A 14485-nucleotide genomic window follows, 5' to 3' on the forward strand; every position below is an offset into this window, starting at 1 on the left:
GTTGTGGGAACCGAGGGGCGCACGGCCCCGGCTGCGGCGCTGCGGCAGCCCGTTCTCGGTCCATTCCGTGACCACGGGGACGTCGTCCTCCATGGCCGACCTCGGTACGGAGACCGGGCCCGGCGGCGTGTGCGTCGGGGCCGGCGGCTGCATCGGCACCGGAGGCTTCGGCGCGGCCGGGCGGGGCTTGCGCTGCGGCACCCGGGCCTCCTCGGGGGACATTCCCTGGCTCACTCCGCCGCGCGGCACGGCGGATGCGCCGATGCCGTGGGCGATGCCGGGGGCGGGACCAGTGGTGACGATGTCGCGCGGCACGATCAGGACCGCCCGCACACCGCCGTAGGCGGACTGCCGCAGCGACACCTGGAGGTTGTACATCTGGGACAGCCGGCCGACGACCGCCATGCCGAGGCGGGGGGTGTCGCCGAGCGCGTTGAGGTCGATGCCGGCCTGGGCCTGCGCGAGCATGTTCTCGGCCCGGCCGCGGGCCTCCTCGCTGAGGCTGACGCCGCCGTCCTCGATCTCGATGGCGATGCCGGTCTGCACCTCGACCGCGGTGACGTGCACCCGGGTCTGCGGCGGCGAGTAGCGGGTGGCGTTGTCGAGGAGTTCGGCGCACGCGTGGATGAGCGGCTCGACGGCGGTGCCGATGATGGCGACCTTGGCGATCGAGTGCAGGTCGACGCGGCGGTACTCCAGGATCCGCGACATGGCGCCGCGCAGCACGCTGAACAGCGGTACGGGACGCGGCCATTGACGGGACGGGCGGGCGCCGCCGAGCACCGAGATGGAGTCGGCGAGACGGCCGATCAGGGCCGTGCCGTGGTCGATCCGCAGCAGGTCGTCGAAGACCTCCGGGTTGCGCCCGTGGTCCTCCTCCATCTGCCGCAGTTCACTGGACTGCTGGTGGACGATGGCCTGCACCCGGCGGGCGATGTTGACGAACGCGCGCTGCGCGGACTCGCGCCTGGCCTCTTCGAGGTCGATGATGTCGAGCACCGTACGGAGCAACTCGCGCTGTGCGTACGGAAGGTCGCGGTAGCGCTCGTCGGCGTCGACGACGTCCCGGATCACCTCGGCGGGCGACTCGCCCGAGCGCAGCCGCCGGATCGCGGCCGGCATCAGTTCCTTGGCCAGCCGCACCGTCTCGTCGTCGTGCTCGGCGAGCCGCCGCTCCAGCGCGGCGGTCCGCCGGGAGTGATCCGCCTTCGCCCGGTTCAACAGCCTTCCCCGGCGCGCGATTTCGGCGGTGAGCACGGCGACGACCACGGTCGCCGCCCCACCTGCCCAGGCGACGGATATCCGGGCGGACCCGCTGACGGCGAACGCGGCGGCGACCGTCGCCGCGACCGTCAGGACGACGGCCAGGGCGATCGGCCGGACGAGCGGGGGCTCCTGCTGACGTGTCTGTCGTGCCTGGTGTGCTGCCTGACGTGGGGGGGAATCAACCCGAACCATGGAGAGCCTCTGGCGCTAATTGGGGGACGTATTCAAACAAGTGCGACCTAGGGGAACAAGTGGATGAATTCACATCAACTCGGCTTGTTGCGCAGCGAGCTTAGCCCGGTGGGATCAGTGCGTCGGCCGGTTCCCTCAACCCCCTGCACCGATCGTCGTCCCAGGCATACACTCACCGACTTTGTACGTTCGGCGCTCGGTTGTGTACGACGGGTCACCGGATGGAAGGAATATGCCGCAAGCGCAGGACAGTGACCGGTGGGGCTTGATAACGAAGAACCGGCCTGCCCGCCCCGAAGGGCGAACAGGCCGGTGAAGAAGGGAGATTGACGGGTGGCCGGTCAGCCTCCCCGCGTCAACATCGGCAGCAGAAGTGCCGCCGACCAGCTGAAGTTGGGGGAGTTCAGGGGCGCCCCGGTCGTCGGGTCGTAGTTCTCCATGATCGGACCGTCTCCGTTCATTCCGCCCGCACGGGTGACGAGCCGGCCGGTCAGCGCGTGCGCGTCCCGGCCGTACCCGTACCGGCGCAGCCCGTCCTGTGCGAAGTACGCCTGGTCGAGCCAGACAGGACCCCGCCAGTACCGGGTCGGCGCGAAGTACGGCGAACTCTTCGCCACCGTCGGGAACGGCACCCGTGTGGCGAACTCCGCCGGGTCGACCAGCTTCCCGCGCACCGCCTGGGCCTGCGCCTTCGACGCCGATCCGCTCCACAGCGGGATCGCACCCTCGATGCCCCGCCCCCGCGCGGTCAGCAGCTCCCGGCCGCCCAGCGCCTTGTCGTAGAACCACCCCGACGCCGGGTCGTACATCTGCTCCCGTACGGCGGTGTGCGTCGCCCGGGACCGCTGGTCCCACCCCTGCGCCTCGCCGCGCCTGCCGAGCGCACCCGCGATCTTCGCCAAGTACCCCTGATCGGCGGCCAGATAGGCATTGAGGTCGACCGACTCCTGGTTGACGGAGTAGCCCACCACCTTCCCGTCGGGGCCGGTGTTGGGCAGCACCCCCGCCCCCAGCTCCTTGTCGAAGCGCGGCGCGTTGTCCATGCCGCTCTCCCAGGCCGCCGCGAGCCGCTGGTCCTCGGGCGTCGCGTTCAGCGGGTCGACGGTCGCCCCGTACTCGGCGAGGCCGTTGCGGTCGTGGTCCCGGTTGCGGTACCACCACGCCTGGTACGCCGCCAGCTTCGGGTACATCTCGCGCAGGAACCGGATGTCCCCCGACCTGGTGAACACCTCCCACACCGACCAGGCCGCCAGCGGCGGCTTCGAGTTCCGCTCGTTCCAGTTGCCGCCGCCCTGCGCGGTGTCGTTGTAGAAGATCGCGTCCGGGATCATCCCGGCGTCCTGCGGGCGCCGCGCCGAGTCTGCCCGTATCTGGTGGTCGAACATCGACCGGATCTGCTCCTGGGCGAGAGCGGGCTCGAAGCGGGCCGTGCCGACCGCCTGCTTCCAGGTGTCCCAGGACCACACCCCGCCGGTGAACCACTTGTACGAGATCGACGGCGTGATGCCGTCGTGCTTGATGCTCCCCGCCGCACCACGCCAGTTGGTGACCAGCGTTTCCAGTGACTTCACGGCCGTGCGGCGCTGCTCCTGCGGCACCCCGCGCGTCACCGAGTCGACATAACGACGCCACCGGGCGTCCCCGGACTCGGCGGCCTTGCCGGGCCGGGCGAGTGCGGACCGTACCGCCGGAGCCTCGCGGACGCGCTCCAAATCGGCGAAGGTGTACGACTCGGTCCAGTCGAAGGAGTGGCTGCGGCCGGGCCCCAGGGTGACGGGCGCCGCCGCCTCGGTGCGGTACGTGTCCCCGTCGACGGTCGTGCGGACCGGCTCGCGGTGGGTGATCTCGAAGCGCTCGGTGCCGTCGGTGAGGTAGTCCCAGGTCTCCCGCACCTTGGCGAAGTCGACGCCGACACCGCGCCCGGTCGCCTTCAGCGAGGGCGCGTCCTTCATCGGGGCCTCGGCCGGCCGCAGCAGCGACCCGGTCCAGCCCGCGCCGAGCGTCCGGCTCTCCCGTCCGGTGTTGCGGACCTCGGCACGCACCAGCGCCGTGCGCTGCGAGGAGAAGCGGAGCTCCAGCGTCAGGAGCAGACCGCGGCCGAGATCGTACGACTGGAGGAGACGACCCGGCTGCGAGGTGAAGCGCGGCGCGCCGCCCGCCGCCAGGTCCAGCTCCTTCCCCGACTCGGTGAGCCGGATCCGGCTGAAGGCCTTGCTCAGCCACCACGGGTACTCCTGCGCGATGTACAAGGGGCCGGTGAACCCGCCGTACGCGGCCGTGTCCCCGGCCTTCGGAAGTGCGTACGCGTGCCAGGCGCCCCGGTCCGCGAAGACGTTCACCGGGTTGTTGTCGTCGGCGTCACCGGGCAGGGCGACGGTGGGGGAGCCGTGCCGGTCCAGTACGTCGGTGTAGTCGACGTGCGCCGCGTCGGTGCGGTCCGCCGGTCTGGGGGGAGCGGAGGAGGCGGGGACGGTGGTGACCCCGGCGAGGAGCGTGCCGGAGAGCACGGCCACCGCCAGGGCGCGGGAACGAGAATTCATGATCACCTATCTGTGGTGGACGTAGAGGTGGACGAAGTGACGTCGACGACGGCCGCGCCGAGCGGCCCGAGCCGGATCCGGCCCCGCACCTGCTCACCCGTCAGCAGGTCGGTGCCGGGCAGCGCCGGGGTCTCGGTCTCCTGGCGGGTGTGGTTGAGGAGGAAGAGGTACGGGCCGCGCTGCACGGCCTCGACCCCGGCGGGCGGCGGCCCGTCGAGCACGGGCAGCACCTCCGCCTCGGTCAGCGCCCCGTCGAGCACGGAGGCGATGCCCGCGCCGAGGTGGCAGCCCACGTACCGGGCGCTGCCCCTGCCGTACGTGTTGCGGGTGACGGCGGGCCGTTCGGCCAGTTCCCCCGAGGTGTACGAGGCGAGGGTGTCCGCCCCCTCGGGCACCAGCCACTCGCTCCACAGCGTGGCTTCGGAGTCCGTCCCGACGCGCACGGACTCCCCGTCCGGCACGGGCCAGAACTCGTCGACGACCACCCCGAGCACCTGCCGCAACGGTCCTGGCGCGCCCCCGTCGTGCAGGTGGTCGTGCTCGTCGACGACCCCGGTGAACGGTCCGCAGACCAGGTGCCCGCCCCCGTGCACGTACGCCGCGATCCGCTCGGCGTGTTCGGTGCGCAGCAGATAGAGGTTCGGGGCCAGGACCAGCCGGTACGGGGAGAGGTCGGCGTGCGGCGGTACGAAGTCCACGGTGACGCCGCGCGCGTGCAGGGCCTCGTACCAAGGACGCAGCAGTTCACGCCAGCGCATCCGCTCCGAGGGGTGGTCGGTGCCCTCCAGCGCCCACCAGGACTCCCAGTCCAAGGCGATCGCCACCTGCGCGCTGATCCGGGTGCCCGCCACCTCCGTGAGCCGCCCGAGTTCCGCGCCGAAGCGCACGGTCTCCTGCCAGCCGCGTGAGGCCGTGCCCCGGTGCGGCAGCATCGCACTGTGGAACTTCTCCGCGCCCGCACGGGACTGCCGCCACTGGAAGTACATGACCCCGTCGGCGCCCCGGGCCAGGGCCTGGAGCGACCAAAGGCGTTGCAGGCCGGGGGGTTTGGGGACGTTCACGGGCCGCCAGCTCACCGCCGACGGGGCCTGTTCCAGGAGCAGCCACGGCTTGCCGCCCTTGAGGGACCGCATCAGGTCGTAGTTCATCGAGGCGGTGACGTGGGACAGCGGGTCGGCGGGATCGGGGTAGGCGTCGTCGGAGACGATGTCCTCGTGCTCGGCCCACCGCCAGTAGTCGAGCGGCTTCATCATCGACATGAAGTTGGTGGTGACGGGTACGTCCGGGGAGTGCCGGCGCAGGATCTCCCGCTCCTCGCGGTGCAGCCTGAGCAGTGCGTCCGAGCAGAACCGCCGCCAGTCGAGGACCTGGGTGGGATTCACCGGCCCCGGGGCGGTCCGGGGCGGCTCGATCTGCTCGAACTGTCCGTAGTGCTGGGACCAGAAGGCGGTGCCCCAGGCGTGGTTGAGGCCTTCGATCGTGGAGTAGCGCTTCTGGAGCCACTTGCGGAAGTGTGTCGCCGACTCCGGGCAGAAGCACTCGGTGATGTGGTCGCCGTACTCGTTGTGGATGTGCCAGAGGGCGAGCGCGGGGTGCTTGCCGTACCGCTTGGCAAGTCTGCGGACCAGCTTGTCCACGGCCATGGAGTACGTGTCCGACGACGGGCAGTAGTGCTGACGGGAGCCGAATTCGAGGCGCACGCCGTCGGCGGTGACCGGCAGTCCGTACAGGCTGGAGCGCACCAGCCAGGCGGGCGGCGAGGCGGTGGCGGTGGCCAGGTCCACGGCGACGCCGTGTTCGGCGAAGAGGTCCATCAGCCGGTCCAGCCAGCCGAAGTCCCAGGTGTGGGCGGTGGGTTGGAGTTTCGCCCAGGAGAAGACGCCGACCGTCACCATGGTGACGCCGGCCTCCCGCATCAGCTTGACGTCCTGGGCCCAGGTCTCCTCGGGCCACTGCTCGGGGTTGTAGTCCCCGCCGTACTGGATGCCTTCGGGGAAGGGGCGCGTCACTGCTTCACCGCCCCGCCGAGCAGTCCGGAGACGAACTGCCGCTGGAAACACAGGAAGAGGATCATGAGCGGCAGCGTAGCGAGCAGGGATCCGAGCATCAGCCCGGAGTGGTCGACGCGGGAGAGCCCCGTCAGGGTGTTGAGCGCCACGGGCACGGTGTACTTGTCCTCCGAGTTCAGCATGAGCAGCGGCCAGATGAAGCTGTTCCACGCGCTCATGAAGGTGAAGATGACGAGTGCTCCCAACTGCGGGCGCACACACGGCAGTACGACCGTGTAGAAGGTGCGCAGCTCGCCGGATCCGTCGATCCGCGCCGACTCGATGAGCTCGTCGGGGAAGTCGAGGAAGCCCTGCCGCATCAGCAGGATGCCGAAGGAGTTGGCCACGAACGGCAGGATCACCGCCTGGTACGAGTTGACCCAGCCCAGGCTCGCCATCATCTGGAAGAGCGGCACAAGCAGCACCTGGAACGGGATCATCATCGTCGCCAGGATCAACCCGAGCAGCAGCCCCCGCCCCCGGAACCGGTACTTGGCCAGCCCGTAACCGCACATCGCGGACACCAGCGAGCTCACCACGGTGTGCACGAGGGCGATGCCGATGCTGTTGAGCATCACCCGGCCGAAGCCGATCGTCTCCTCCAACCGGGCGAGATTGTCCAGGAGTTGACCGCCGGGGAGGAACGGGGGAGGGGAGCGGAACAGGTCGGAGGTGGAGTGCGTGGAGGCGATCGCCATCCACAGGAACGGCACCAGGCTGACGACGGCGCCGAGCGCCAGGACCAGCCCGGCCCCGATCCCCGCGAGACGGCGCGCCGGGCTCTTCCGTACCGCCGGGCTCTCCCGTACCGCCGGACCCCCTCGTACGTCCGGGCTCTTCGCCCGTACCTCTGCTGCTGTGTTCATCGGCGGCGCTCCCGTCCGAACAGGAAGTACTGGGCGGCGGAGAGCAGCGCGATGATCACTACGACCGCCCAGGCGATCGCCGCCGCGTATCCGAAGTCGAGCTGGTCGAAGCCCGTCCTGTAGAGGTAGACCACCGGCGACAGGGTGGCGTTGTCGGGGCCGCCGCGGGTGAGGACGTAGTTCTCGTCGAAGAGCTGGAGGGTGCCGATGGTGGAGGTGACCGCGCAGAACAGGATCACCGGACGCAGCTGCGGCACGATCACCCTGCGGTACGTGGTGACCGTCCCCGCGCCGTCCAGCGAGGCCGCTTCGTACTGCTCCTTGCCGATGGCCTGGAGTCCGGCGAGCAGGATCACCGCGTTGTAGCCGGTCCACCGCCAGGTGAGCGAGGCGATGAGGGAAATGCGGGCCCAGGTGGGGTCGTTGAGCCAGTCGACCGGGGCGAGGCCGAACACGGACAGGAACTGGTTGGCCAGTCCGCCGTCCGTCCTCAGCAGCACCTGGAAGACGACGGCGTAGGCGACGAGCGTGGTCACGGCGGGCAGGAAGTAGAGCGCCCGCCAGGTGGAGCGGAAGCGCAGCCAGGACTGGTTGAGGATGCCCGCCAGGACCAGGGCGAGCACCACCATCACCGGGACCTGGACGAGGAGGATCAGCCCGACGTTGAGCAGGGACTCCAGGAACGCCGGGTCGGCGAGCATCCGCCGGTACTGCTGGAACCCCACCCACACCGGGACGCCGTCGCGCTCGGCGGTGAAGCTCGTCCAGAGGCTCGCGCCCAGCGGGTACGCGAAGAAGACGACGAACAGGACGGCGGCCGGGCCCGCGAACAGCCAGGGGACGGTCCGGTGGCGCTTGCGGCGGCGTACGGACTCCTGCGGCGGCGGTGGCCGACCGGCGGAAGCGGCGGGCAGTGTGCTCGGGGCGCTTGTGCGTGCGGCCATGGCCCGCTCAGCCCGCGATCCGCTGCCGGCCGGTGCCCGCGGCGATCTGCGCGGCCGCGGAGTCCAGCGCCTGCTCCGGGTGCTTGTCGCGCAGCAGGATCCCGGCGACCGTCGAGTTCATGATCTCGGTCGCCTTGGCGCCGTCCTTGGTGTACTCGACGGGGGGAGTCGTCGGCGCGAGGCCGGCGAAGACCTTGAGCGCGCTCTGTCCGCCGAAGTACTCCTGCGGACTGTTCATGTACGGGTCGGCGAGCGCGGGCAGGTAGGCGGGGAAGAGGCCCTCCTGCTTCAGCATCGAGATCTGGTGGGGCACGCCGGCGAGCAGGAACTCGACGAAGGCCCAGGCGAGTTCGGGGTTCTTGCTCTGGGCGGGTACGGAGAGGACGGATCCGCCGCTGTTCGAGGTCCGCACGCCGCCCGGGGTGAAGGCGGGCAGCGGCAGCACCCCGAACCTCCCCTTCAGCTCGGGCATGTCGGAGGCGAGCGTGCCCATCCACCAGGCGGCGGTCGGGGTGGTGGCGGCCTTGCCCTCCTTCGTGCCGGTGACCAGTCCGTCCCACCCCTTCCGGTAGTCGACCAGGCCCTTGTCCGCGAGCGTCTTGAGCAGCGTCGCCGCCCGCACCCCTTCGGGAGTGTCGACCGCGACCCTGCCCTCCTTGTACAGGTGCTGGCCCTGCTGCTGGAGCAGCATCACGAAGGTGGAGTCCTCCACCGGGTCGAGGATCAGCATCTTGTGCCCGGTGCGCTTCTTCAGCTGCTCACCCGCCTGCACGAAGTCGTCCCAGGTCGCGAGTGACTCGGCCTTGATCCCGGCCTGCCGGAAGTAGTCCCGCCGGTAGAACAGCCCGCAGGGGCCGATGTCCCACGGCAGGGCCACCACCTTGCCCTGCGGGTTCACCACCGTCCGCCACGCGGCCTTGTCGAAGTCCTTCTCGTACGTTCCGGCGAGTTTGCTCAGGTCGTAGAAGCCCTGCGGGAAGGTCCCCATGTACGTGGCCATGCGGGGGCCCTCGACGGTCAGGACGTCCGCCAGCCCGCTGCCCCCCTTCAGACCGACGGTGATCTTGTCGTAGGCGCTGTCGTAACCGATGTCGGTGACCTTGACGGTGGTGCCCGGATGCTTCTCCTGGAAGTCCTTCGCCAGCCGCCGCATCGCCTTGGCCGCGACGTCCCAGGACCAGACGGTGATCGACCCCGTCAGCCCCCTGCCGTCGCCCTTCTTCACCTCCGGGGCGGGCCCGCCCTTTCCTCCGGTGCCCCCGGTGGCGCAGCCGCCGAGTGCGGCCGTGGCCCCTGCCGCCAGACCGGATGCCAGAACCGCGCGTCGTCCAGGTCGAGTTGACACCCTTGTCTCCTGCCGTCGGAATGCCTAATGCTGTATACAGAACACTGAATGACGCCTCGCTGCGTCAAGAGGTCGTACGTCAACTGCCCCTGAAATCCCCGGAGTCGGTCCGGGTGTTTCACCGCACGCGGAAGGCGCGGCATGACCCCACCCGAGCAGTCACCCGTCCACCCGTACATCCCGAACTCGGTCCCCGCCGTGCGGCGGGCGATGCTGGACGCCGTCGGCGCCACCGGCGTCGAGGACTTCTACGCCGACATCCCCGAGGAACTACGGCTCCGCCGCCCTCTCGACCTGCCCGCACCGTTGCGCTCGGAAGCCCAACTGGTGCGCCACATGGAGGAGTTGCTGCGACGCAACACTCCCGCCTCGCGCACGCTGAGCTTCCTCGGCGGCGGCTGCTACCCGCACCACGTGCCGGCCGTCGTCGACGAGGTGATGGGCCGCAGTGAATTCCTCACCGCGTACGCCGGTGAACCGTACGAGGACCACGGCCGCTTCCAGGCGATGTGGGAGTACCAGTCGCTGATGGCCGAGCTCCTCGACGTCGACGTCGTCAACGTCCCCGTCTACGACGGCTTCCAGGCCGCGGGCACCGCCCTGCGCATGGCGGGCCGCATCACCGGCCTGCGCACGCTGTTGATCAGCGGAGACGTCGACCCGGACAAGATCTCCAAGATCCGCGACTACGTCCGCCCCGACCACGACGTGGTCCTGGTCCCCGCCGACCCGGCGACCGGCCGCGCCGACCTCGACGCCGTACGGTCCTTCCTCGCGGAGGGCGACGTGGCCGCCCTCTACGCGGAGTCCCCGACCCGCCTCGGTCTGATCGACGATTCCCTGCCCGACCTTGCCCGACTCGCCCACGACGCAGGCGCGTTGTACGTCGTCGGCTGCAACCCGATGACCCTCGGCGTGCTGGCCCCGCCCTCCTCGTACGGCGCCGACCTCACCTGCGGCGACATCCAGCCGCTCGGGATCCACATGAGTTACGGCGGCGGCAACGCGGGCTTCATCGGCGCGAACGACGAGGAACACCTCGTCGCGGAGTACCCCACCCGGCTCTTCGGGCTCGTCCCCACCGACGTAGAGGGCGAGTACGGCTTCGGTGACGTCGCGTACGAGCGCACCTCCTTCGCCGTGCGCGAGGAGGGCAAGGAGTGGGTCGGCACCGCCGCCGCCCTGCACGGCATCGGCGCGGGCGTGTACCTCGCCCTCATGGGCCCGAGCGGCATGCGGGACATCGGCGGGACGATCCTCGCCCACACGGCGTACGCGAAACAGCGCCTCGCCCGCATCCCCGGCATCGAGGTCCCGCACGCCGACGGCATCCACTTCGCGGACTTCCCCGTCCGGTACGCGTCAGGCCGCAGCACCGCCGAGATCCACGCCGACCTGCTGGAACGCTCCCTCTTCGGCGGCATCCCGCTGTCCTCGGACCGGGCCCTGTACTGCGTCACCGAAGTCCACACCAAGGCCGACATCGACGAACTGGCCGACGCCCTGGAGGAGATCGTCAAATGAGCGCACACGCCACGGCAGGACCGGTCTCCCCGCAGGACGCCCGCATCGCCGCCAAACCTCCGCTGCGCCGCTTCCACCAGGCCTCCTGGGACGAGAAGCTCATCTTCGAACTCGGCTCTCCCGGCGAGCGCGGCATCCTCGTCCCCGCCGTCGACCCGGAGATCACCGAAGCCGTCGGTACGGTCGAGGTACCGGCCGCACTCCGCCGCCGCACCCCGCCCGCCCTCCCCGAGATCGGCCAACAGCAGGTCCTGCGCCACTACCTCAGGCTCTCCCAGGAAACCCTCGGCGCGGACCTCAACGTCGATGTGGGCCAAGGGACGTGCACCATGAAGTACAGCCCCAAGGTCAACGACCGGTTCGTGACGGACGAGCGGATCGCCGGTCTGCACCCGCAGCAGGACGAGTCCACCGTGCAGGGCGTCCTCGCCGTACTGCACCGGCTGGAAGGGCTCCTCGGCGAGATCTCCGGGATGGACCGGGTCTCCCTCCAGCCCGGCGCGGGATCCGCCGCCATCTACACCAACGTCGCCATGATCCGCGGCTACTTCGCCGACCGCGGCGAGGCGGACACCCGCGACGAGATCATCACCACCCTCTTCTCCCACCCGTCCAACGCGGCCTGCGCCAAGACCGCCGGGTTCAAGGTCATCACCCTCCACCCGGACGCCGACGGCTACCCCGACATCGAGGCCCTGCGCGCCGCCGTCGGCCCGCGCACCGCCGCCCTCCTCATCACCAACCCCGAGGACACCGGGATCTACAACCCCCGCATCAAGGAGTTCGTCCGCGTCGTCCACGAGGCGGGCGGCCTCGCCGCGTACGACCAGGCCAACGCCAACGGCATCCTCGGCATCACCCGGGCCCGCGAGGCGGGCTTCGACCTGTGCCACTTCAACCTGCACAAGACGTTCTCCACCCCGCACGCCTGCGGCGGTCCCGCGGCCGGCGCCTGCGGGGTGACGGCCGAACTCGCGCCCTATCTCCCGCGCCCCACCGTCGAGTTCGACGCCGACCGCGAACGGTACTGGCTCGACGACGACCGCCCGCACTCCGTCGGCAAGATCCGCCCGCACCACGGCGTCGTCCCCAACCTCGTCCGCGCCTACGCCTGGATCATGTCGATGGGCGCGGAAGGCCTGCGCGAGGTCGCCGAGACCGCCGTCCTCAACAACAACTACCTCCTCCACAAGGTGAAGCAGATCCGCGGCCTCACCGTCCCTTACGCGGCCGGGCGCCCCCGCGTCGAACAGGTCCGCTACAGCTGGGAGCGGCTGAACGCCGACACCGGCATCCACAGCGAGCAACTCGGTGTGCGCGCGGCCGATTTCGCCGCCCACTACTGGACCAGCCACCATCCGTACGTCGTCCCCGAACCCATGACCCTGGAGCCCACCGAGTCGTACTCCATGGCCGATCTCGACGAGTACGCGGCGATTCTCGCCGAAGTGGCCCGCGAGGCGTACGAGGACCCGGAGACGGTACGCACCGCCCCGCACCGCTCCACCATCCACCGGGTCCGCCCGGAAGCCCTGGACGACCCGGCCGTCTGGTCCCCGAGCTGGCGCACCTATCGCCGCAAGGTGCTGGGCGCTGCGGACCCCGCGTGATCCGCCTCGGCCTGGTGGTCAACCCGGTCGCCGGTCTCGGCGGCCGGGTCGGCCTGGGCGGCAGCGACGGTACGGACATCCAGCGCCGGGCCCTGGCGCTGGGCGCGGTGCCGCACGCGGGGCAGCGGGCGACGGCAGCACTGCGCGAACTCACCGCGAGGGGCGGTGAGTTCGGTGTGTGCGAGCTGCTGACGGCTGCCGGGGACATGGGGGAGGAGGCGGCGCGTGCGGCCGGTCTGCGCGCCAGGACCGTGGAACGGGCCCGGCCTGCCGAAGTCGGGACCGGGCCGGGCGACACCGTCGCCGCCGTACGCGCACTGGCCGCCTCCGACGTGGACCTCCTCCTCTTCGCCGGAGGCGACGGCACGGCCCGCGACGTGCTCACCGCACTGGGGGAGGGGAGCACACAGCCCGTGCTCGGCATTCCGACGGGGGTCAAGATGCACTCGGCCGTGTTCGCCGTGAACCCGCGTGCGGCGGGGGAGGTCGCAGCCGCCTGGCTCGGCCCGCACGGCCGCCCGGAGCTCCGCGGCGCCGAGGTCATGGACCGTGACGAGGAGCAGTTGCGCAAGGGCCGGCTGAGCTCCCGCCTCTACGGCTGGCTGTCCGTCCCGTACGTCCCCGTACGCATCCAGCAGCGCAAGGCGGGCTCCACGGCGGCCTCCCCGGACGCGGTGGGCGGCATGGCCGCCGAACTCGCCTCCCGGATGTCTCCGGAGGACCTCCTGGTCCTGGGACCCGGGACCACCACCCGGGCAGTGGCGGCGGCGCTGGGGGCGGACGTTCCGCTGACGGGGGTGAGCGCTCTGATCCGTGCGGACGCGGCGGGCCCTCCCGGCCGGGCGGGCGGGTGCGGGGCGGTGGGTTGCCCGGGTTCCGCTGCGGGGGCTGCGGGGCCGGGGTCGCGGGCTGGTTCGTGCGGGTGCGGCGTGGCCGGTCGCGCGGTTCGCCGCGCCCCCGGGGCGTTCCCCGCAGCCCCTTTCCCCCGGTGCAGCCTCCTCGCCACCCACCTCGACTCCGCCGCCCTCCTCGCCCTCGCACAGCGCCACCGCCTCCTCATCGCCCTCTCGCCGATCGGAGGCCAAGGCTTTCTCCTCGGCCGGGGCAACCAGCAACTGTCCCCCGAGCTCCTCCGGGCCGTCGGCCCCGGCTCCGACCGTGGCTCCGGCCGCCTCCTCGTCCTCGCCACCGAGTCCAAACTCGCCGCCCTGCACGGTCGCCCCCTCCTGGTCGACACCGGCGACGAGGACCTCGACGCCGCCCTCGCGGGCTACGTCTTGGTCCTCACCGGAAGAGGCCGCACCGCCCTGTACCGGCTCACGCACTGACCCCTACCGCTGACCCCGCCCCGAAGGAGCACCATGATCGACCTCACGAACAAGCGCGCCCTCGTCACCGGCGGCGGTGCGGGAATCGGCCGCGCCACCGCACTGCTCCTCGCCGAACTCGGCGCCCGCGTCGTCGTCGCCGACATCGACACCGAGGCGGGCGAGGCCACCGCCAAGGAGGCCGACGGCACCTTCGTGCGCTGCGACGTCTCGCAACGCACCGACTGTGAGCAAGCCGTACGCACCGCACAGGACCAACTCGGCGGCGTGGACGTCCTGTTCAACAATGCGGGCATCATCCGACGGTCCACCGTCTGTGAGATCAGCGACGACGACTGGGACCTCGTCATGGCCGTCAACATCCGCTCCATCCTGCTGATGTCGCGTCTCGTGATACCCGGCATGACAGCCCGGGGCGGCGGGTCGATCATCAACACCGGTTCGGGATGGGGGATGTCGGGCGGATCGCGCGCCGTCTCGTACTGCGCCTCCAAAGGGGCCGTCGTCAACATGACCCGCGCCATGGCCATCGACCACGGCCCCGACCTCGTCCGCGTCAACTGCGTCTGCCCCGGCGACACCGCCACCGGCATGCTCGCCGAGGAGGCCCGCCAACTCGGCGAGCAAGCCGACGCGTTCTACGAGGACGCGGCCGACCGCCCGCTCGGTCGCATCGGGCAGCCCCGCGACATCGCCCAGACGGTCGCCTTCCTCGCTTCCGACGCGTCCGCGTTCATCAGCGGCGCGATCATCCCGGTCGACGGCGGCGGCACCGCATAACGGCGCCGCCGGGGTCCGTGCGCAGGCCACCCGGGGTACGGC

Annotated in this window: 10 protein-coding genes; 4 read left to right on the plus strand and 6 right to left on the minus strand. The window is 70.9% G+C overall.

The genetic code is table 11. The features are described from left to right. From ACWGIG_RS27515 to ACWGIG_RS27540, 6 genes are all read right to left on the minus strand, one after another. Nucleotides 1-1458: ATP-binding protein (locus tag ACWGIG_RS27515; RefSeq protein ID WP_453324368.1), on the minus strand; the 1458-nt coding region annotated here is incomplete at its 3' end. A gap of 341 nt (nt 1459-1799) precedes the next feature. Beyond that, a complete protein-coding gene (locus ACWGIG_RS27520) occupies nt 1800-3998 on the minus strand; it encodes an MGH1-like glycoside hydrolase domain-containing protein (RefSeq protein ID WP_453324369.1) in 2199 nt (732 codons plus the stop codon). A gap of 2 nt (nt 3999-4000) precedes the next feature. Continuing rightward, on the minus strand, nt 4001-6007 hold the full coding sequence (locus tag ACWGIG_RS27525; RefSeq protein WP_453324370.1) for a beta-galactosidase: 2007 nt from the start codon (nt 6005-6007) through the stop codon (nt 4001-4003). Continuing rightward, nucleotides 6004-6912, minus strand: a complete 909-nt coding sequence (locus tag ACWGIG_RS27530; RefSeq protein ID WP_453324371.1) for a carbohydrate ABC transporter permease — start codon at nt 6910-6912, stop codon at nt 6004-6006. Before ACWGIG_RS27530 ends, ACWGIG_RS27525 begins: the two co-directional genes overlap by 4 nt. Then, nucleotides 6909-7856: a carbohydrate ABC transporter permease gene (locus tag ACWGIG_RS27535; RefSeq protein ID WP_453324372.1), complete on the minus strand. Its 948-nt coding sequence runs from the start codon at nt 7854-7856 to the stop codon at nt 6909-6911. The genes ACWGIG_RS27530 and ACWGIG_RS27535 overlap by 4 nt, the downstream gene beginning before the upstream one ends. 7 nt (nt 7857-7863) lie before the next feature. After that, complete coding sequence (locus ACWGIG_RS27540; RefSeq protein ID WP_453324373.1) at nt 7864-9201, minus strand: ABC transporter substrate-binding protein; 1338 nt, start codon at nt 9199-9201, stop codon at nt 7864-7866. 141 nt (nt 9202-9342) lie between these two features. On the opposite strand from ACWGIG_RS27540, the gene gcvPA reads away from it, so the two are divergent. Genes gcvPA through ACWGIG_RS27560 form a run of 4 tightly spaced genes read left to right on the plus strand, consistent with a single transcriptional unit; the run spans nt 9343 to nt 14443 of the window. Next, nucleotides 9343-10725 carry an aminomethyl-transferring glycine dehydrogenase subunit GcvPA gene (gene gcvPA / locus ACWGIG_RS27545; RefSeq protein WP_453324374.1) on the plus strand — a complete coding sequence of 461 codons (1383 nt, stop codon included), beginning with the start codon at nt 9343-9345 and terminating at the stop codon, nt 10723-10725. Further along, the gene (gene gcvPB, locus ACWGIG_RS27550) at nt 10722-12335 is read left to right on the plus strand and encodes an aminomethyl-transferring glycine dehydrogenase subunit GcvPB (RefSeq protein WP_453324375.1); all 1614 of its coding nucleotides are present in this window, start codon (nt 10722-10724) and stop codon (nt 12333-12335) included. Before gcvPA ends, gcvPB begins: the two co-directional genes overlap by 4 nt. Further along, a complete protein-coding gene (locus tag ACWGIG_RS27555) occupies nt 12332-13663 on the plus strand; it encodes an ATP-NAD kinase family protein (protein ID WP_453324376.1) in 1332 nt (443 codons plus the stop codon). Before gcvPB ends, ACWGIG_RS27555 begins: the two co-directional genes overlap by 4 nt. 33 nt (nt 13664-13696) lie before the next feature. After that, nucleotides 13697-14443, plus strand: coding sequence for an SDR family NAD(P)-dependent oxidoreductase (locus tag ACWGIG_RS27560; RefSeq protein ID WP_453324377.1), 747 nt, complete (start codon nt 13697-13699; stop codon nt 14441-14443). Nucleotides 14444-14485 lie beyond the last annotated feature (42 nt).

This window comes from Streptomyces sp. NPDC054863 (assembly GCF_053610825.1).

Coding starts and splice junctions, on each gene's coding strand:
- ACWGIG_RS27520 (WP_453324369.1), bottom strand. CDS start 3,998: ATGAATTCTCGTTCCCGCGCCCTGGCGGTGGCCGTGCTCTCCGGCACG.
- ACWGIG_RS27530 (WP_453324371.1), bottom strand. CDS start 6,912: ATGAACACAGCAGCAGAGGTACGGGCGAAGAGCCCGGACGTACGAGGG.
- ACWGIG_RS27535 (WP_453324372.1), bottom strand. CDS start 7,856: ATGGCCGCACGCACAAGCGCCCCGAGCACACTGCCCGCCGCTTCCGCC.
- gcvPA (WP_453324374.1), top strand. CDS start 9,343: ATGACCCCACCCGAGCAGTCACCCGTCCACCCGTACATCCCGAACTCG.
- gcvPB (WP_453324375.1), top strand. CDS start 10,722: ATGAGCGCACACGCCACGGCAGGACCGGTCTCCCCGCAGGACGCCCGC.
- ACWGIG_RS27560 (WP_453324377.1), top strand. CDS start 13,697: ATGATCGACCTCACGAACAAGCGCGCCCTCGTCACCGGCGGCGGTGCG.